The sequence below is a fragment of the Streptomyces sp. NPDC005803 genome (assembly GCF_040630435.1).
Lineage (GTDB): Bacteria > Actinomycetota > Actinomycetes > Streptomycetales > Streptomycetaceae > Streptomyces.
This window is the reverse complement of record NZ_JBEXXO010000006.1, coordinates 34,683-52,593: the sequence shown is the minus strand read 5'-3', so window position 1 is coordinate 52,593 and position 17,911 is coordinate 34,683. Positions and strand designations below refer to the sequence as shown.

At 69.2% G+C, this 17,911-nt stretch carries 15 protein-coding genes and 1 pseudogene; 9 read left to right on the top strand and 7 right to left on the bottom strand.

The genetic code is table 11. The features are described 5' to 3' along the window. Positions 1 to 267: 267 nt before the first annotated feature. Complete coding sequence (locus ABZ454_RS10765; protein WP_359537188.1) at positions 268 to 1,821, top strand: hypothetical protein; 1,554 nt, start codon at positions 268 to 270, stop codon at positions 1,819 to 1,821. 152 nt (positions 1,822 to 1,973) lie between these two features. Here the strand turns inward: ABZ454_RS10765 and ABZ454_RS10760 are convergent, their stop codons facing one another. Beyond that, the gene (locus ABZ454_RS10760) at positions 1,974 to 3,764 is read right to left on the bottom strand and encodes a cellulase family glycosylhydrolase (protein WP_359537187.1); all 1,791 of its coding nucleotides are present in this window, start codon (positions 3,762 to 3,764) and stop codon (positions 1,974 to 1,976) included. 522 nt (positions 3,765 to 4,286) lie between these two features. Here ABZ454_RS10760 and ABZ454_RS10755 point away from each other — a divergent pair. Beyond that, a complete protein-coding gene (locus ABZ454_RS10755) occupies positions 4,287 to 6,287 on the top strand; it encodes an NAD-binding lipoprotein (RefSeq protein WP_359537186.1) in 2,001 nt (666 codons plus the stop codon). Positions 6,288 to 6,786: 499 nt separating this feature from the next. On the opposite strand, the gene ABZ454_RS10750 is transcribed toward ABZ454_RS10755, so the two are convergent. Then, positions 6,787 to 6,960: a CsbD family protein gene (locus ABZ454_RS10750; protein ID WP_356321851.1), complete on the bottom strand. Its 174-nt coding sequence runs from the start codon at positions 6,958 to 6,960 to the stop codon at positions 6,787 to 6,789. Positions 6,961 to 7,331: 371 nt separating this feature from the next. On the opposite strand from ABZ454_RS10750, the gene ABZ454_RS10745 reads away from it, so the two are divergent. Both ABZ454_RS10745 and ABZ454_RS10740 read left to right on the top strand, forming a co-directional pair. Further along, positions 7,332 to 7,775, top strand: a complete 444-nt coding sequence (locus ABZ454_RS10745) for a VOC family protein (protein ID WP_356321852.1) — start codon at positions 7,332 to 7,334, stop codon at positions 7,773 to 7,775. A 152-nt stretch (positions 7,776 to 7,927) separates the two neighbouring features. Beyond that, positions 7,928 to 8,485 carry a DinB family protein gene (locus ABZ454_RS10740; RefSeq protein WP_359537184.1) on the top strand — a complete coding sequence of 186 codons (558 nt, stop codon included), beginning with the start codon at positions 7,928 to 7,930 and terminating at the stop codon, positions 8,483 to 8,485. Here the strand turns inward: ABZ454_RS10740 and ABZ454_RS10735 are convergent. Together ABZ454_RS10735 and ABZ454_RS10730 are read right to left on the bottom strand one after the other, a co-directional pair. Then, a complete protein-coding gene (locus ABZ454_RS10735; protein ID WP_359537494.1) occupies positions 8,482 to 8,772 on the bottom strand; it encodes a hypothetical protein in 291 nt (96 codons plus the stop codon). The two genes, ABZ454_RS10740 and ABZ454_RS10735, sit on opposite strands and share 4 nt — an antisense overlap. A 51-nt stretch (positions 8,773 to 8,823) precedes the next feature. Continuing rightward, positions 8,824 to 8,952, bottom strand: a pseudogene (locus ABZ454_RS10730) (hypothetical protein); the annotation flags it as partial. Positions 8,953 to 9,067: 115 nt separating this feature from the next. Here ABZ454_RS10730 and ABZ454_RS10725 point away from each other — a divergent pair. Further along, positions 9,068 to 9,577, top strand: coding sequence for a DinB family protein (locus ABZ454_RS10725; protein ID WP_359537183.1), 510 nt, complete (start codon positions 9,068 to 9,070; stop codon positions 9,575 to 9,577). A gap of 73 nt (positions 9,578 to 9,650) precedes the next feature. Here ABZ454_RS10725 and ABZ454_RS10720 read toward each other — a convergent pair whose 3' ends face one another. From ABZ454_RS10720 to ABZ454_RS10710, 3 genes are all read right to left on the bottom strand, one after another. Further along, positions 9,651 to 10,178: an SMI1/KNR4 family protein gene (locus ABZ454_RS10720; RefSeq protein WP_359537182.1), complete on the bottom strand. Its 528-nt coding sequence runs from the start codon at positions 10,176 to 10,178 to the stop codon at positions 9,651 to 9,653. Positions 10,179 to 10,292: 114 nt separating this feature from the next. After that, positions 10,293 to 11,159, bottom strand: coding sequence for a GNAT family N-acetyltransferase (locus tag ABZ454_RS10715; protein ID WP_359537181.1), 867 nt, complete (start codon positions 11,157 to 11,159; stop codon positions 10,293 to 10,295). A gap of 807 nt (positions 11,160 to 11,966) precedes the next feature. Continuing rightward, the gene (locus ABZ454_RS10710; protein WP_356321858.1) at positions 11,967 to 12,239 is read right to left on the bottom strand and encodes a hypothetical protein; all 273 of its coding nucleotides are present in this window, start codon (positions 12,237 to 12,239) and stop codon (positions 11,967 to 11,969) included. A 377-nt stretch (positions 12,240 to 12,616) separates the two neighbouring features. Here ABZ454_RS10710 and ABZ454_RS10705 point away from each other — a divergent pair, with 377 nt between their 5' ends. From ABZ454_RS10705 to ABZ454_RS10690, 4 genes are all read left to right on the top strand, one after another. Then, entirely contained in the window at positions 12,617 to 13,411 is a 795-nt protein-coding gene (locus ABZ454_RS10705; RefSeq protein WP_359537180.1) for an SDR family oxidoreductase, read from the top strand. A 1,057-nt stretch (positions 13,412 to 14,468) separates the two neighbouring features. Continuing rightward, positions 14,469 to 14,603, top strand: coding sequence for a hypothetical protein (locus tag ABZ454_RS10700; RefSeq protein ID WP_356321859.1), 135 nt, complete (start codon positions 14,469 to 14,471; stop codon positions 14,601 to 14,603). Next, positions 14,600 to 15,823, top strand: a complete 1,224-nt coding sequence (locus ABZ454_RS10695) for a lycopene cyclase family protein (RefSeq protein ID WP_359537179.1) — start codon at positions 14,600 to 14,602, stop codon at positions 15,821 to 15,823. The genes ABZ454_RS10700 and ABZ454_RS10695 overlap by 4 nt, the downstream gene beginning before the upstream one ends. 520 nt (positions 15,824 to 16,343) lie before the next feature. Beyond that, entirely contained in the window at positions 16,344 to 17,840 is a 1,497-nt protein-coding gene (locus ABZ454_RS10690; protein WP_359537482.1) for an NAD(P)/FAD-dependent oxidoreductase, read from the top strand. Positions 17,841 to 17,911: the final 71 nt, after the last annotated feature.

The window sequence follows — 17,911 nt, the reverse complement described above, 5'->3', positions numbered from 1 at the left end:
ATGGCCGGCCCGCCGCGCGGCACGTTGAACACGCGACGGGAACAGCGTGCGACCGGTCGGAACTTCCGGTTTCCGTGCAGTCCGCGACGCTCGGCCCGCCCGCCCTCTGTGACGCAGCCGCCGCGGCGGTACGGCGCGCCGTGACGTCGGCCCCACTCGCCGCCCCTGCGTAACAGCCTCCCCGCACCTCATTGACAGCGCTTTCTGTGGTGGGCGAGTATCCCTCCGGACCATCCTTGACAACGTTGTCCTAGGCGGGAGATTCTCATGCAACCGCAGGATCACAGGAGCGGACTGCCACGAAGGCGCCTGCTGCAGGCAGGCGCCGTGCTCGGTCTGGCCGCCGTCGGAGCGGCCACCTCATCGCCCGGCCACGCCGCCGCGCGTACGACGGCCGGGCCACCCGGCATCGAGTTCGGCAGCGCGCAGGACCAACTGCTCGGCGGCGCCTACCGGTCCGCGTGCCACAATCTGCTGGACGTCAACACCGTGCCGTACGACCCGGCGGAGTACAACCAGACGGGCCTGATGACGGATGCACCCGGTACGTTCATCCGGGCCGGCGGCGGGTACGAGCAGCCGTGGACCAGGGACGCGTCCGTCAACTCCTGGAACGCCGCGAGCCTCCTGACACCGGACGTGGCCCGCAACACCCTGTGGGCGGTGTGCAGGCGCCAGGACGACGGCACACTGATCGTCCAGCAGGACAACCAGTGGTGGGACCAGATCGTGTGGACCGTCGCCGCCTGGAACCACTACCTGGTCACCGGGGACCGCGCGTTTCTCACCGACGCCTACCAGGCCGCCGTCAACACCCTGCGGACCGACCGGGAGCAGCACTACAACGAGCGCTACGGACTCTTCGAGGGTCCCGCGTTCCTCCAGGACGGCATCGCCGGCTACCCCGCCCCGCCCGCCGACCCGGACAACCCCTCCTCGTTCGTGCTCGACCACCCGGGCACGGACAAAATGATGTGCCTGTCCACCAACTGCCTTTTCCACGCCGGGTATCTGGCAAGTGCCGAGATGGCGGAAGAGACCGGCGACCGGCGCACCGCGCGGGAGTTCCGGGCGGCAGCCGCCCGGCTGCGTACGGCGATCAACGCCCACCTCTGGCGACCGGACGCCGGTACCTACGGCTACTTCATCCACGGCACGGGTGAGCGGGCGGGCCGGCTGGAGACGTATCAGGAGGCCAACGGCCTCGCGTTCGCCGTGCTGTGCGGGGTGGCCTCACCGAGCCGGACGCGCACGGTCCTCGACCGCACCCACCACGCACCGCACGGAGTGGTCAACGTATGGCCGCACTTCGACCGCTTCGACGACGCACATCCCGGCCGCCACAACGCGATCGTGTGGCCGATGACGGTCGGTATGTGGGGGCACGCGGCAGCGGCCGGCGGCCGGACGGACCTGCTGGCCGGCGCGGTCACCGACATCGCCTCCCTGGAGCAGCGCGACGGCCACTTCTGGGAGATCCACAACGCCCTGACCGGAGCGGTGGACGGTGGCTGGCAGAACGCGCGGCAGTGGGGGTCCGAGCCGGATCAGACCTGGTCGGCGACGGGCTATCTGCGCCTGGTCCACCAGGGCGTGTTCGGCATTCGACACCGCCGTGACGGGATCCGTTTCACCCCGAGCCTGCCGCACGGCTGGGGCCCGGTGACGCTGCACGGAGTGCCGTACCGCGACATGACCCTGGATATCACCCTCACCGGCTCGGGCCGTCGAATCGTCTCGTCCACCATCGACGGACACCATCGCACCTCGGTCCCCGCCGGCCTCAGGGGGCGGCACCGGATACGCATCGAACTGCGCTGAACCATGGCTGCGGGCCTCGACGGGCCGGTCAAAGGCGTCGGAGAGACGGTCCGGCACTCGTGAGCGGAGTTTCGGAGCCCCTTCCCGTTCGAGACCCTCTGACCCCGGCCGACTGCTGTGCGGCCGGCCGGGGGCAGAACGGTCCGGCCGCGTCAGGAGAGCGTGCAGCTCACTGTCGGGACGCCGCCCGACCCCGGAGTGCCCTGGAAGCCGAAGCTCGTGTGGGCGCCGGCCGCGAGGCCGCCGTTGTAGGCGGTGCTCGTGACGCTGACGGCGGAGCCCGTCTGCGTGTAGGTGGCGTTCCACATGTTCGTGACCTTCTGGCTCCCCGCCCAGGTCCAGGTCACCCGCCATGAAGTGGCGGCCGCCGCACTCGTGTTGGTGACGGTCACATCGGCGCCGAAGCCATTCCCCCAGTCGCCGCTGACCGTGTAGGTGGCCGTGCATCCGGCGCTGCCGCCGGACCCGCTGGTGGTCGCCTGCGCGGGGGCGGAGGATGCCGAGACGTTGCCCGCGCCGTCACGCGCCCGGACCGTATAGGTGTACGCCGTGCCGGCCGTCAGGCCGGAGTCGGTGTACGTGGTGCCGGAGGCACTGCCGACCTTGGTGGAGCCGCGGTAGATGTCGTAACCGGTGACTCCGGTGTCGTCGGTCGCCGCCGTCCACGAGAGGGACACCGAACCGCTCGTGACTCCGGTGACCGTGAGGCCGGCCGGGGCGCCGGGGGCCTCGGTGTCACCGCCGCCGCCCACGCTGCCCCCGCCGAAACCCGGTGCCTTGACGCTCGCCAGGTAGCCGTCCTTGACCGTGTCGACCGAGGTCCAGTCGTCCTTGAGGATGCCCCCCGTGTCACCGGAGTTGGGGTTCCAGGACCAGAAGGTCCACGAGAAGCTGTCGCCCCCGGACTCGCCGGTCGGCCGCAGGTACGCGGCCAAGGCCTTCAGCCACTTCTGGTCGGTGGCGGACTGGAGTGTGGTGCCGAACTCGCCCACCCACACCGGTGCGATGTTCTGCTTGAAGAGGTATCCCCAGTACTTGTCCCAGACGCCCGGCATGTTGTCGGGGAACGACGCGTCACCGAACCAGGGCTGCTGGGCGACGCTGGTCGCGTAGTCGTGGGCCGAGTAGACCACCCGGTGCGCCACGCTCAGCTCCACCGGATACCGGCCGGCGCCCATGAGGTTTCCGCCCCACCAGCCCGACACCCCGTCGAACGTCTGAACGCCCTCTACGAAAGCCAGGAGATCGGGATTGACCGACAGAATGGCGTTGCCGCCGCGCTGCGCCGCGAGCCGCCAGTCCTTCGTGGTGTCGCCGCAACCCCAACAGGCCGGATCGTGCGGCTCGTTGTGCAGATCGATGCCGATCACGGTGTCGTTCCCGACGTAACGACCGGCCACTGCCTTGAGGTTGGCCAGCCAGGTCGTCTCGGGTACGGACGCGGTGTACCAGAGCGCCGACTGGCCGGCGGAGTCGGGCCGGTGCCGGTCCAGGATGACCTTCATGCCGACGTGGCCCGCCTGCTCGACGATCCGGTCCATGACCTGGAGCGAACTGAGGCCCTGCAGCTCGCTGTTCATGCCGCCGGAGTAGTTGATGCTCGTGGGTGCCGTGCCCTTGAAGATGTCGTCGCTGTAGGGCAGCCGGATGGTGTTGTAACCCAGCGACCGCATCTGCTCGATCATGCTCTTGTAGTCGCGGGACCACAGGCCGTGGGGCACGTAGTTGGAGGTCTCGAAGCCGAACCAGTTGATCCCGGCGATGCGGACCGGCCGGTTGGCGGCGTCCAGGAGCTGACGGCCACTGGTGTGCCAGTAGCCGGTACCTGGCGGGGTGTCGGCAGCGGCGGCCACCTGTGATCCTGTCAGGGGCAGGAGGAGTGCGGCCGCGATCAGGGCGGCCGTTCTGATGGCTCTGGGGAAGAGGCGGAGAGGGTGGCGCACGGTGCTGGTTCCTCTCTTGGCGGCGGGGTTCCGCAGGCGGGGATGGGAGCGCTCCCATTCGACTGCGTACCCTGCCCTGGGCGACAAGGGGACGGGGTGGGGGCGTTTGCCGGCCCCGTTCACCGCGGAAATCCTCTGCTTCCCGGTGGGCGTGACGGCTTGCGGCCCGGCGCCATAAAAGCGATAGAGCCATGGGCATGTCAATGGGGCGGACATGGTTCATCACTTGAAGCCACGCTGCCTGTACGAGTGCCCTCCGGCCGGACTCGGCGTGAAAGCTTCAGGGGGTCACGCCGCGGTCGGCGACGCCAGGACCAACCGAGGGGGGCGTTGCGGCATACGGGAGGCCTGCCGCGGCACGGATGTACCGCTCTGCCTCGTCATGAAAGGCGGGGACGGGGGGAGTGGTCGACGCTGCGCCGTTTCGTCACGTGCTGTCGCTCTTGATCCCCATAGGATGAAATGCTGCCGGATACCCGTGTGGCGGAGGGAGCGATTCCCCACGCTGCTGCTGTGCACAGGATGATCAAAGATGAGGGCCGGCGCCGGAGCGTGCAGCGCAGCACCCGCGTGGGGAAGCAGAGGCAGCCGCAGGACGCACGGGCCCTGGCGTCGCGCCCGGCGAGGGAGACCACGCCACAACGGGCTTCGCTGCGTGAGCGGGCCCGGTACTGGTTCGACAACACGCTGGCGAGGGGCGTGGTCGTCCTCATCGGATGGCTCGCCGTCGCCTGCCTGGCTCTCGCCGTCCCGGCGAGCGCACTTCTGGTGTGGACGGATGATCACGCCCCGGACACCCCGTGGGCGAAGACCGCAGCGGTCTGGCGGAGCGTGGGGCAGACCCTGAGGCTGGGCGGCGAGGTCGGCTCGCCGCTGCGCGTCGTGCTGTCGGTCCTGCTGGCGTTGGTGGCACTCTTTTACGTCTCCACCGTCGTCGGTCTCATGACCACAGCGATCACCGATGAACTCACGGCCCTGCGGCGTGGCCACTCCACGGTCCTGGAGCACGGCCACACCGTCCTGCTCGGCTGGTCGGCCCAGACGTTCACGGTGGTGGCCGAACTCGTCGCAGCCCCCGCGAAACAGCGTCGAGCCGCCGTCGTGGTCCTCGCCGACCGGGACGTGACCGAAATGGAGGAAGAACTGCGCACCGAGGTGGGGGGCACCGGCCGAACGAGGATCGTCTGCCGCAACGGGCACCCCAGCGACCCGGCTGCGCTGGCGCGGGTCAGCCCGGCCACGGCGAACGTCGTCGTGGTCATGCCCCGTGACCGGGCGGACGACGATGCGGAGATCGTCAAGAATCTGCTGGCCTTACGGGCCACGGTGGACGACGACGATCGGGTGCGGGTGGTGGCTGCGGTCCGAGACGCCCGGTATCGCCTGGCAGCCGCACTGGCAGCCGGCCCGAACGCGGTGGTGCTCGAGGCCGACGATGTCACCGCCCGGCTCGTGGCCCAGTGCGCCCGGCAGCCCGGGCTGTCGCTCGTCTACCAGGAACTGCTCGACTTCGCCGGAGACGAGTTCTACGTCGTCGACGCATCGGCCCACGAGGGGCGTGTCTTCGCCGAGGTCCTGAGGATCTGCCCTGCGTCCAGCGTGGTCGGCATCGTACGAGCGGACGGGACCCTGCATCTGAATCCGCCGGCCGACTGCGTGGTCGCCGCACGTGACCGGCTCGTCGTGATCGCCCAGGACGACGACACCACGGTGCCCACCGACGAGCCCGCGGTCTTCGACGAGACGATGATCGTGAACAGGGCTCCGTCGGTACGCCCTTGCGAACGCGTGCTCCTGCTGGGATGGAACCGTCGCGCCCGGCACATCGTCCGGCACCTCTCGGGCCACGTTGCCGCCGGTTCCGTCCTTCACGTAGTGGCCGAGGGCGGCGAGAGCCTGGCCGCAGAGGTACGGACCGCCGCGACGGAGGCCGCCCCCGCGCTGACCCTCGCCTTCACCCCGGGTGACCCCACCCTTCCCGGGACGGTGAACGGCACGGACCTGGCGGAGTACGACGGTGTCATCGTGCTCGGCCCCGACCGCGGGCCCGGAGCTGAGGCACCGGACGACCGTACGCTGGTCACGCTGCTGCTCCTGCGCGAACTTGAGCGCACGTCGGGGGTCGCGGTCCGTGTGGTCACCGAGATGACCGACGACCGCAACAGGGCACTCGCGCCCGTCGGGGTCGGAGCCGACTTCATCGTGAGCGGGAAGCTGGTCGGCCTTCTGATGGTGCAGATCTCCCAGAACTGGCATCTCGCGGCCCTGTTCGAGGAACTCCTCGCTCCGCACGGCAACGCGATCCACCTCAAGCCGGCCGGCGACTACGTGAGGACAGGGCAGCGGACGTCATTCGCCACCGTCGTCGAGTCCGCCTCCCGCAGGGGGGAGTGCGCCATCGGCTACCGCAGTCGCCGCCTCGCGCGTTCGGGAATCGACGACGGTGTGCGGATCAACCCCGCCAAGAGCGAGGTCCGTTGCTGGAGCGCGGAAGACGACGTGATCGTTGTCGCCGGACGCTGACCGTCTGCCGGCCTCAGATCCAGCCCAGCCCGCCGCCGAGGCCGGGGGAGCGGCCGACGGCGAGCCACCGGGCCACGGGAGCGCTGACGGTCAGCGAGTTGGTCCCCGCTCGTCTGCCCTCTCGCTCGGCGCTTCCGGTGACGGCCGGGCCGTGACCGGCGGGGATGCGGAACCCCGCCGGGGCGACGGCTGCCTCGGCTGTGGCGGTCTCGCCGACAACGTCGTCGAAGAGCGGATGCTCCGAAGCGAGCGGTCCCCAACCGGCCAGGTGTCACATTGAGTTCGACACCGGGTTCGGTGCCGTAGACACGTGACCCCGGGTGTCCGTCACTCACGGTCCCGGCCCAAGTCATTGACCCGGCATGGGCCCGCGCGCCACGCAAGACGTTGCGCCGGAGCGGAGCGTGACAGAAGACGGGTAGGGCCCGGCACCGAGTGCCGGGCCCTAGCCGTCTGCGCGGCCCCGGGGGGAAGGGGCGCGCGACGTGACGTGAGGAGATCAGTGGCGGAAGGCGTCCTTCGCCTTCTCCTTGGTCTCGCGGGCGTCGCCCTTGGCCTGGTCAGTTCGGCCCTCGGCGGTGAGGCGGTCGTTGCCCGTAGTGCGCCCGGCGGCTTCCTTGATCTTTCCCTTGGCCTGTTCGGTCTTGGCCTGGGCCTTTTCGTTAGCAGCCATGTCACTCACACCTTGCTGTGGTCGACTTCAGGAACGACCAACGCCTGACCCGCATGAGCCCGTCTAAACGTCAGAGGCCACATTGTCACCACGTACCGGCGTTGGCGTACTGCCGATCACGGTCACGGGCTCCCCACGGTTCGCGTCGTAGCTGCGCGCGGGTATCGACACACCCCAGGCACTTCAGTGGGCAGGATCCGCCCCCCCAGGCCGCCGACCACGGGCCAGTGGATACGACCCCGCATTCACCCTGCGGTGGTCCATGAAATTTGTCACCGGGGCGGCGGACGAAGGCGTCGAGGCTGGCTTGTCGGCTCCGTCCCAGTGGCAGAAGCAGCTACCGTGGCCGTGCCACGCGAAGGAGGCACAGCATGACGATCCAGCGGATGGACAACGTCCTCATCGTCGTCGACGACCTTGAGGCTGTCATCGCGTTCTTCGTCGAACTCGGCATGGAGTTGGAGGGGACGGGGCCCCTCGAATGGCGCGGGGCAGAGCGCGTGATCGGTCTCGATGACGTCCGACAGGACGTTGCGATGCTGCGGGTCCCGGACGGTCACGGGCGGGTGGAGCTGGCGAAGTTCCACAGGCCGAAGGCCATCACCCCCGAACCGCGAGACGCACCGGCGAACACGTTGGGTATCCGGCGCGTCATGTTCGCCGTCGACGACATCGAGGACGTCGTCGCCCGCCTGCAGACGCACGGTACTGCCGCACTCGTCGGTGAGATCGTGCAGTACGAGAACATCTATCGGCTGTGCTACGTCCGAGGCCCCGAGGGCATCGTCGTAGGACTCGCCGAAGAGCTCAGCTAGAGATCTTTAGTCGTGGGCGTTACTGAGATGTGAGATCCAGCTCCGGGTGGACATGCCGGACGTGTTCGCTCGACGAGGTCCGCGATGTCAGTTGCGTATCGTCGCTGGACGTATGCGGTAGCTGAGGGCCGTGTCCGACTATGCTCCTGGTCATGAGCGAGTCAACTCCCCTTCCTGACCCGTCTGCGGCCCTCGCTGAGGCGGAGTCCCTGCGTTCAGTTCTCGAGCGCAACCGGCGGACCTTCGCCTGGAAAACGTCAGGGCTGGATGAGGAGGCTTTGCGCGCGACCACGGCCGCCAGTTCGATGACGCTCGGTGGCCTCGTCAAGCATGTGGCCCTGGTCGAGGCGGACTGGCTGGCCGTGAAGCTGGCCGGTCACGAGTACGGCGCCCCGTGGGACGCCGTGGACTTCGACGCCGACCCTGACTGGGAATGGCGCACCGGGGCCCTGGACTCCCCGGATGATGTCTACACAGTGTGGCGAGACGCTGTCGAGCGATCGCGCGAGCTCGTCGCTGACGTCATCAAGGAGCGCGGGCTCGACGGACCGGCGTCCTTCACCTGGCCGGACGGTCGCACGCCCAGCGTCCGGGACATGCTCTTGGACATGATTGAGGAGTACGCGCGGCACACGGGCCACGCGGACATCCTTCGCGAGACAGTGGATGGCCGCGTTGGCGAAGGTGCACCCGAGGACTTCACCTTCTAAGGGATCCAATGGCTGAGGGTTACGGCGGTCGGAAGTCGAGGCCTGGTCTTGGCGAGAAGACCGTTGATGACGCCGGGTCGATACTGCATGCGTCTGAGCCTGGTCTTCACCAGCGCGGGGAGCTGGTCGAGGCTGTGCTTGGTGAGGTTGGCCAGGGACCGTTTCAGGTGCGACCAGACGCCCCCGATCATGCTGAACTCCGGGGCGTACGACGGCAGCTGGTAGGCGGTCAGCCGCCATCGGGTGTCGGTCAGCTGCCGCATGGTGCGGCTGGCGTGCGTGTTCAAACCCCGCCGCCACCGGTTCGCCGACATCCGGGTCACCCTGAACCGCCGGGCCACCTCCCGGTCACCGGCCCCTGCCTCGATCAGATCGGCGGCCGTCAACCGGACCCGCTCACGCCGAACCCGCTCCTCAGCCCTCCGCCATGCCCGCTCCCCAGGGGTGGTCCAATGAGCCTTTCTCATTCGTGCGTTCGGCGGCCGGGGGAACAATCAGGTCCGGTTGACGGCCCTCGTACAGGGCCGGCCGACGGGTTTGGATACTGGCCCTCAACGCAGGCACGGATGAGGAGCACGAGCAATGGCCAGCGACAATCGCATAGGACCGCCCAGGTTTGGCAGTGAACGCGACATGCTGCGGGCTTTCCTCGACTACCACCGCGCAACCCTCGCCATGAAGTGCGAAGAACTCACTGACGAGGAGTTGCGGCAGCAGTCGATGTCGCCGTCCACGCTTTCGCTGCTCGGTCTGGTGCAGCACATGGCGGAGGTGGAGCGTGCTTGGTTCCGCCGAGTGTTCGATGACAACGACGCGCCCATGGTCTGGTCCGAAAAGATCGACTTTCAGGCAGCGTACGACGCGAGTGCGTCGACCAGGGACGAGGCGTTCGGGGCCTGGGACGCCGAGGTGGAGAACTCGCGGCGTATCGAGCGGGAGGCTGAGTCCCTGGACCAGGCCGGGTATCAGCCACGCTGGGGCGAGGAGGTGTCGCTGCGGATGGTGATGGTGCACGTGCTTCTGGAGTACGGCCGCCACAACGGGCACGCGGATTTCCTGCGTGAAGGTGTCGACGGGACCGTGGGCGCCTGAGTATGCGGAAGCGATCGGTCTCCACACGCTGATCCGTCCCAGAGAATCGCCCGCGGCGTCGGAAGGAGGGAATCTACTGGTCGCCGCCGTCGCTCTTCATGCTCTCGAACCCGTCGGCGGCGGTGAGGCCCTCGACGAAGGACTGAAAGTCCGGAGCGAGGGTCGATTCCGAGTGGTCGTCAGCGTCGAACCAGGTGACGGCCGGCACCCCGTGCCGGCCACCGGACCGGTAGTCGAGTCCGATCCAGCAATGCCCGTCACCCGAGACCAGCACCACAGGGGCGGGAAGGTCCCACTCTTCGATCAGGTACGGGCTGTCGAGCACGGAGATCATTCGCTCGCGGTGGCCGATTCCCAGCAGGCTGTCGACCGGGACGTGGTCGGCACTCCATGAGGTCGGCCCGCTCGTGGGGAAAGCGTTGCGGCTGCGCGTGAGCCGGCCCCCGTTCTGCTGTCGGAGCAGGTCGAGCAGGGAGCCAGGGAGCGTGACGTTCAACAGCCGCTCGGCCTCCAGAATCACCTCAGCCGTCACAGGCGGCTGTACTCCATAGTCGCTACCGGTGTCCCACAGGGACTGTTGGAGATCCTCGAAGCGTGCCACGCCTGGCATCGTACGAGCCGTGTCCGACAGCCGCGCCCCCCGCGTCCGTAAGCGCACCCATCTCGGTCGGTCATCGCCGGGAACCCGGGCCCGCTTTGCGGAGCAGTCATGGTGTCAGGCCGTCCGGATCCGGTCCCGCACCTCCGGTCGCGCCTCGAGCCCGGCCGCCTTGTACGTGGCGACGCCACCGACGTTGGAACTCGGCGTGCACACGCGCACGCTGGACGAGCCCATCTCCCGCAGCGCGGCCGCCCCTGCCACGGTGATCGCCCGGCCGTAGCCGCGACCACGGTGGTCCTCGTGCACGCCCATCGGCTCGACCAGCCCCGGCTTCCCCGGGCCGGCCGACCACACCGTCACCACCGCCGCCACGTCGCCCTGGTCGTCATAGGCGCCCAGGCAGCGGGCGTCCGCGGAGAACGGACCCGCCGACATCGCGTGCCAGTACTCGCGCGTAGGACTCGAGGTGTTGAACGCCGACCGCAGGACATCGGCGAAATCCTGCGCCTGCTCCGGGCCGATCGCCCTGATCCGCACGCCAGGGTCCTCCACCGGCTTCGCGAGGTCGCGGAAGAGCGGCGTCCACGGTTCGTCGACGCCCCAGCCCTCCTTGGTCAACAGGTCGTGCAGCAGCAGACCCAGCGGCGCCTCGATCGACACGGCCCCTTCCGGAAGCACGCCGCGCTCAGGCAGCGAGAGGTCCTCGACGAGCTGCCGTGCCAAGGCCTCGTCCTGGAAAGCATCCGGAGCGACCGTCATCCGCACCAGCGTCGGGGAGTCCAGCATGCCGACCGCGAGGATCCGTCCGTCCCGGCTCCAGGTCCGTACGGCCGAGGCCGTCTCGGCCGTTCCGAACCGGTAGTTCCAGCCGATGTCCCCCGAATGCAACTGCATCGGTGCTCCGTCGTACTGCCATTCCCGCAGCGCGGCCATGGCCGCCCGAACCCCGTCGACCGTCGGCGTTCCCAGCGCAAGCGTCATAGCCGGGATCAGACACCTCATGCAGAAAGGTCCGCAACCGATTAACGGATTGAGCGGCGCTCCCGCAGCGGCCCGCCTGAGCCCTTGGCTTCGCGTCACGCAGTTGCCCTGCCGGCGAGACATCGCTGTGTATCTGGTCGCTGCTCCGCCGCGTGGCGCGCATCTCCCCCTCGAACTCGCCACGCTCGCACCGTACTTCTGCCAGCTGCTCGGCCATCTGCTCCTCGACGATGTCGAGCTTCGCCAGCCGAGCGGCGATCCGGCCCAGCATCACGAGATCCGTCGGACGGCGCAGCGTAGGGAGTGTCTCGCGCACGGCGGCCGGGTTCGGGGAGTCGTCAGATGATTTCGTCAGCAGACAGCCACCCGCGACCAGCACGAGTGCTGCGACACGTTGCCGTCGGCACCCTGTGCAGGCGCCGCTGGGCAGCGCCTGCACAAGGTCCTCGGCATGGGGAACGTCGCCTGATGCGGCACCGGAGACCGCTGAGGCTCGGGGCGGCCCACACTGCGCTCTCCGACTTGCGCGTGTCGAGATGTCATCCCCGTCATGTCTCGTCATGATGCACGCACCGCAGGGCTCAGCCCCGCACGAGGCCATGCATGAGGAGTCCCAACTGCCCGGCAGCGATACGGGGGAGAGAAAGGGAGCCGACTCGCGGGTACGTTCCCTGGCCGAGCCGGCCCACCGGCAGCACCGTCGTCGTTCGGAGCGGTTGTCGTGCGCTCATGGTGAGGCAGGCAGAACGGGCGGTGTGGTGTCGCGCCGGGCTACCCGGTCGTCGGCACACCCGGCACGAGCCTCATTCAGGAGCCGGCCACGACGGCACCGAGGATCATTCCGCCCACCAGGCCCACGGCGCTGACCACGATCGCGGCCACGGCGAGGCGCTCGTGCCGGACGGTCTTGGCCACGATGGCCAGGACCAGGCCGACCACACCGAAGACGATGGGCAGGAAGATGAGTGAGATCACGCCCAGCACCATCGCGATGATGCTCAGCACGTTGCCGGTCGCCGCGCGCTGCGGTGCGTCGTGGGGCTGCTGTCCGGTCGGATGATTGCCATACTGCGTCGTCATGTGTGCCCACTCCTTCGTGATCCCTCTGAGGCCGGATCGCCAATCGACCGGCCCGATGCTCGCGTACCCTGAAGTCCCGCCGAAACACTGCGACTTGAGAAGAATCAGGGATGCGACTTGAGAAGAATCAGGGAGAGGATCTTCTGACCTTCGATGCCGTCGACCGACCCGCCCTCGGAGTGCGGCGGGGCAGTCGTGTCGCAGCGGGTTGGAACCTCGACCCGCGCACCGGGGTCGGGGTAGGGGTCCGATGCGGTTCCACGAGGCGTTGCCTTGCACGCAGATGGCCCCCGATGCTGTGAACAGGGGAGGTGGTAATGCGCTGAATGCTCGTTCTGAGGTGATTGATTCTGATGCATCCAGGGAAGGCGATTCCCATGCTCGTGAACCTTTCCGGAAGAACAGCCCTCGTTACCGGCTCCACGCAGGGGATCGGCGCGGCGATCGCCGCCGGACTCGCGGGTGCGGGTGCCCGCGTCGCGATCAACGGCCGCAGCGCGGACTCGGTGGCAGCTGCCATTGAGCGACTGCGTGAGCAGTGGCCGGAGGCGGAGTTCGTCGCCGCGCCGGGCGACATCGCTACGGACGAAGGGGCCCGGCAGGTGCAGGCCGTGCTGCCGCAGGCCGACATCCTCGTCAACAACCTCGGCATTTTCGGCGCCAAGCCGGCGCTGGAGATCGGCGACGACGAGTGGCGTCGCTACTTCGAGGTCAACGTCCTGGCCTCGGTTCGCATGACCCGTGCGTACCTGCCTGGCATGAAGGAGAACGGCTGGGGCCGTGTGCAGTACATCGCCAGCGACTCGGCGGTCGCGATCCCGGCTGAGATGATCCACTACGGCGTGTCCAAGACGGCGCTGCTGGCGGTCGCGCGCGGTTTCGCGAAGGACGCCGCAGGCACCGGAGTGACGGTCAACTCCGTTATCGCCGGGCCGACGCACACCGGCGGTGTCGAGGACTTCGTCTACGAGCTGGTCGACAAGGACCTCCCGTGGGACGAGGCGCAACGCGAGTTCATGCGCATCCATCGGCCGCAATCCTTGCTCCAGCGCCTCATCGAACCGGACGAGATCGCCCACATGGTGGTCTACCTGTCCTCTTCGTTCGCATCGGCGACCACGGGCGGCGCCCTGCGGGTGGACGGCGGATATGTTGATTCGATCCTGCCCTGAGCCCGCTTTCGCGGATCATGGCCCCGCAACCTGACGTGAAGGTGAGTCGTCGACCGGAGGGTCGCCGCCTGGTCGGCCGTGCCCGCAACCGTTCTCATGGGCACGGACAAGCGGCTGGGGCGGGGAACGACATGCGCCGAACGTGCCGTCGGGTCGGAGTCGGGGGCCTGAGTCGTCGGCTCGAAGCGCTCCTGCGGCGTGAGCATGCCCGAGGTCGGCAGCGCGGGCGCGCGCCGGTGAGCGGGTGGATGCCGGGTGAGCATGCCGCGAAAACGATTGTTGACGCAGGGAGTCTCACCTGCCGGGCCGCCGATGGTCGTGCCCTTTGGTCGGCGGGCTGTCGCTGCCTCCGGAGCCGGTGACACGGCCCCTGAGACCATGCGCCTCGGGGAGAGAGTCATTCCGGCTCCGGAGGCCGGGCGCCGTTACGGGGCGACCGAGCGGGTGACAGGGGCAGGATGCCGCCCCCGGATGTGTCGGCGCCCTTCAGGTCTGCGGACGGCTGCCGTGGTTCGCGCCGTTCTTGCGTCGGGCCTTCTTCTTGCGGCGTCGCTTCGAGGACATCGAGCTCTCCTTGATCTGCATCATCCGAATGGTTTCGTACCGGTTTGTCGCCCATGGCGATCAAAGACTCCTTACCCACTCATATAGCGAAAAACCCCCTCCGTGCGTACACGTGGATGACCGTGTCACCGTCCGCCACCGGTCACTCGTCCGGTACGTCGGATCTTCCGGCCAGGCTGTCGGGGGCGCCGAGTCCGCCGCGCTCAGGTGATTGTGCGTGGACCTCAGGGGCCGGTCGCTGTGGCGTCCGGCCCAGCCGGACGCGATGTGTTCGAGTGAATGAGGCGGGAGTGCTCGCGCCGGCACCCCACCAACCAGGCGCGCCGGGGAAGCCCGTACGGGAACGCGGTGACCCTGGCGTTACGGACAGGCAAGGGCACACCGAGGAACGGATTCCGCGCTCGATGTGTCGCGCGCATCCGGCGGCTTGTGCACAAAACAGATACGACGGAGAGAGATACCGCCGACCGGCCCCTGCTATCGAAGGTGAGACGTGGACATCAACGGCGTACACGTGCCGGTGACCGGCCCCGACGGGGCGCTCGGCGGTGGCGTCACCGCCGGACTGCTCGGCAGACGTACGAGCGACAGGGGCGGAACACCCGGCGTCGAACGGCGCGACACGTGACCCGGTGTTCCGAGACGCCCGACGAGATCTGCGATGTGATCATCGTCGGCGGAGGCGCGGCCGGGCTCAGCCTCGCCCACCGCCTGACGGCAGCCGGTTCCCTCACCGTCACCCTGGTGGACGCCCCGGGCGGTGCGCAGCGCCCGGCAGCCCGCACATGGTGCTACTGGGAGCGGGGAGCCGGTGAGTGGGACGAAGTCGTCACCGCCTCCTGGTCCCGGCTGCGCGTGCACGGTCACGACGGTCGTGCCACCACCGTGGACCCTTCTCCGTTGCGCTACCGCATGCTCCGGTCCACGGATCTGGAGCGGCTGGTGCATGCGGGGCTCGCCCGCTCACCCGGCTCGCGCGTACTGAAGGCGACGGCGGACAGCGTGCACAACACCCTTGACGGCGCGGAAGTTGCCTGTACGACGCCCGAGGGGCGGGCTATGACGCTCCGCGCACGGCATGTGTTCGACTCACGCCCTCTGCCCGCCCTGCCACCGGCCCGGACGCAACTGATGCAGCACTTTCGTGGGTGGTTCGTGCGGACCGGTACGGACTTGTTCGACCCCGAGGTCGCCGACCTGATGGACTTCCGGGTTCCGCAGCCGCGCCACGGCCTCGCCTTCGGCTATGTCCTTCCGCTGGCGGGGAATCGAGCACTCGTCGAGTACACGGAGTTCTCACGTACGCCGCTGACCACGGCGGCGTACGAGGCGGCGCTGGGGCAGTACACCCGCGACGTCCTGCGGCTCGGGGCCTTCACCGTCGACGCGGCGGAGGAGGGCGTCATTCCGATGACCGACGCGCGTTTCCCCCGCCGGGACGGGCCTCGCGTCTTCCGGATCGGGAGCGCGGGAGGAGCCACGCGACCGGCGACCGGCTACACCTTCGCGGCGGTCCAGCGGCAGAGCCGGGCCATCGCCGACGCCCTGCGCCGCGGGCGTGCGATCGCGCCCCCGCCGTACGGCCGGCGCGCGCTGGCCATGGACGCGGTGCTGCTGCGGGCCCTGGACACCGGGCGGATCGACGGCCCCGACTTCTTCACCGGCTTGTTCCGTCGCATCCCGCCGGAGCGCCTGCTGCGCTTCCTCGACGGCACTACCTCGCCGTGGGAGGAGTGGGGCATCGGCCTGCGGACACCGGTCGCCCCCATGCTCCGCACCGCTGTGGAACTGCCCTTCCTGCGACGCCGTGCCCGCCCCGCCCCCCGACCCGGAGAGAAACAACGATGACTCTGCTGCGCGACCACGAGCCGGCACGTGCGTGCGACGACGCGTCGCACCCCTGCGAGCTCCTCACGGCGCTCAACCCCGGTGACCGCACCGATGTCCCCCTGCGGGGGCGTTCACGGGCCGGGACGTGGCCCGTGCATGTCTGCTTCGAGGTTCTGACCACCGACGACGGGGATGCCACCGGGACGGGACCGTACGCCACCGCCTCTGCCGTCCACGCGGCCCCAGCCCGCGCAACTGTCCCAGCCCCCGCAACTGCCCCTGCCCCCGCAACAGCCCCTGCCTGCGTCACTGCTCCCGCCTGCGCCACCGCTTCCGCCGTCGCGACCCGTCCGGCCGACGCAGGATGCGGGGTTGTGCGAGCGGTCACCGCCGCCGGGCGGCAGACCGGCGTCGGACCCGCGGGAACCGTACCCGCTTCCCTGACCCGGAACGCATTCGCCAGGACAGCGCGGGGCGCCAGGTGACCGCCCGTCAACCGGCCGCTCGCCGGGGCCGCGACCGCAAAGCCGAGATCCTGATGCCCGCGGCCGGCCGGGAACGTTTCGACCGCACGGACGCGCCGGGCGTCGCCGTGGTCGGCGGAGGTATCGCCGGGCTGGCAGCCGCTACCTTGCTGGCCGAGCGCGGCGCTCGGGTGACCCTCTACGAGCGGGAGGCGTCGCTCGGCGGCCGACTCGCGGGTTGGCGCACCCGCCTCGCCGACGGTTCCGACGCAACCATGAGCCGCGGCTTCCACGCCTTCTTCCGGCAGTACTACAACCTGCGCGGTCTTCTGCGCCGGACCGATCCCGGGCTCGACCGGCTCCGCCCGTTGCCCGACTATCCGCTCCAGCACAGCAACGGGCTGGCCGACAGTTTCGCCCGCGTTCCCCGGACGCCGCCCCTCAGCGCGCTCGGATTCGTCGCCCTCAGTCCCACGTTCGGCCGGCGCGACCTCACCGCCATGGACGCCCGAGCCGCGCTGCCACTCCTCGACGTCCGCGTGCCCGACGTCTACCAACGCTTCGACAGCATGAGTGCGACGGCTTTTCTGGAGCGCGTCCGGTTCCCCGAGGCCGCCCACCACTTGGCGTTCGAGGTGTTCTCGCGGAGCTTCTTCGCCGACCCACGCGAACTGTCCGCCGCGGAACTCCTGCTGATGTTCCACATCTATTTCCTCGGCTCCTCGGAGGGCCTGCTCTTCGACGTACCGACCGAGCCCTTCCCGCAAGCCCTGTGGGATCCGCTCGGTGAGTACCTCCAGAGCCTCGGAGCGCATGTCCGCACCGGCACGCCCGTCCATGGCATCCATCCGTACGAGGACGGGGGAGTGGAGGTCCGCACCGACGGCCCCACCGACCGCCATGACGCGGTCGTGCTCGCACTCGACCCCGGCGCACTGCGTCAGATCGTCGCGGCGTCACCCGGACTGGGCTCCCTCGCCTGGCGTGACGACATCGCCGCCCTGGTCACCGCCCCGCCCTTCCTTGTCTCCCGGCTGTGGCTCGACCGCCCGGTCCGCTCCGATCGTCCTGGGTTCCTGGGCACCAGCGGATACGGCGGCCTCGACAACATCAGCGTCCTGGAACGTTACGAGGGCGAAGCCGCCCGCTGGGCCGCGCTGACCGGTGGCTCAGTAGTCGAACTGCACGCCTACGCCGTACCCGTCGGCACGGATCCGACAGCGGTGCAGAACCGTCTCGTCGAGAGCGTGCGGCAGGTCTATCCGGAGATCCGGGAGGCCCACGTCGTTGACGCCCGGCACGAGTGGCGCTCCGACTGCCCGTTCTTCCCCGTGGGCTCCCATTCCCGACGGCCCGCCGTCGTGACGCCCCATCCTCGGGTGACGCTGGCCGGTGATGCCATCCGCTGCGACCTGCCCGTCGCTCTGATGGAACGCGCGGCCACCACCGGATTTCTGGCAGCCGGCGCGCTGCTCGCCGCATGGGGCGTCCGCGGACAGACACTCTGGACGGTCCCCCGACGAGGGCGTTCCCCCGTGCTGCGAGCACTCGGCGCGGCAGGGAGACGCTGACAGCCGCGACTGGAAGCACCAGCCGACCGGGGCCCCCGCGACTGGAAGCACCAGCCGACCGGGGCCCCCGC

Bases quoted from the DNA above. Each gene is read 5' to 3' on its own strand.
- ABZ454_RS10765 (WP_359537188.1), top strand. From the start codon at position 268: ATGCAACCGCAGGATCACAGGAGCGGACTGCCACGAAGGCGCCTGCTG.
- ABZ454_RS10755 (WP_359537186.1), top strand. From the start codon at position 4,287: ATGATCAAAGATGAGGGCCGGCGCCGGAGCGTGCAGCGCAGCACCCGC.
- ABZ454_RS10750 (WP_356321851.1), bottom strand. From the start codon at position 6,960: ATGGCTGCTAACGAAAAGGCCCAGGCCAAGACCGAACAGGCCAAGGGA.
- ABZ454_RS10745 (WP_356321852.1), top strand. From the start codon at position 7,332: ATGACGATCCAGCGGATGGACAACGTCCTCATCGTCGTCGACGACCTT.
- ABZ454_RS10740 (WP_359537184.1), top strand. From the start codon at position 7,928: ATGAGCGAGTCAACTCCCCTTCCTGACCCGTCTGCGGCCCTCGCTGAG.
- ABZ454_RS10725 (WP_359537183.1), top strand. From the start codon at position 9,068: ATGGCCAGCGACAATCGCATAGGACCGCCCAGGTTTGGCAGTGAACGC.
- ABZ454_RS10715 (WP_359537181.1), bottom strand. From the start codon at position 11,159: ATGACGCTTGCGCTGGGAACGCCGACGGTCGACGGGGTTCGGGCGGCC.
- ABZ454_RS10710 (WP_356321858.1), bottom strand. From the start codon at position 12,239: ATGACGACGCAGTATGGCAATCATCCGACCGGACAGCAGCCCCACGAC.
- ABZ454_RS10705 (WP_359537180.1), top strand. From the start codon at position 12,617: ATGCTCGTGAACCTTTCCGGAAGAACAGCCCTCGTTACCGGCTCCACG.
- ABZ454_RS10690 (WP_359537482.1), top strand. From the start codon at position 16,344: ATGCCCGCGGCCGGCCGGGAACGTTTCGACCGCACGGACGCGCCGGGC.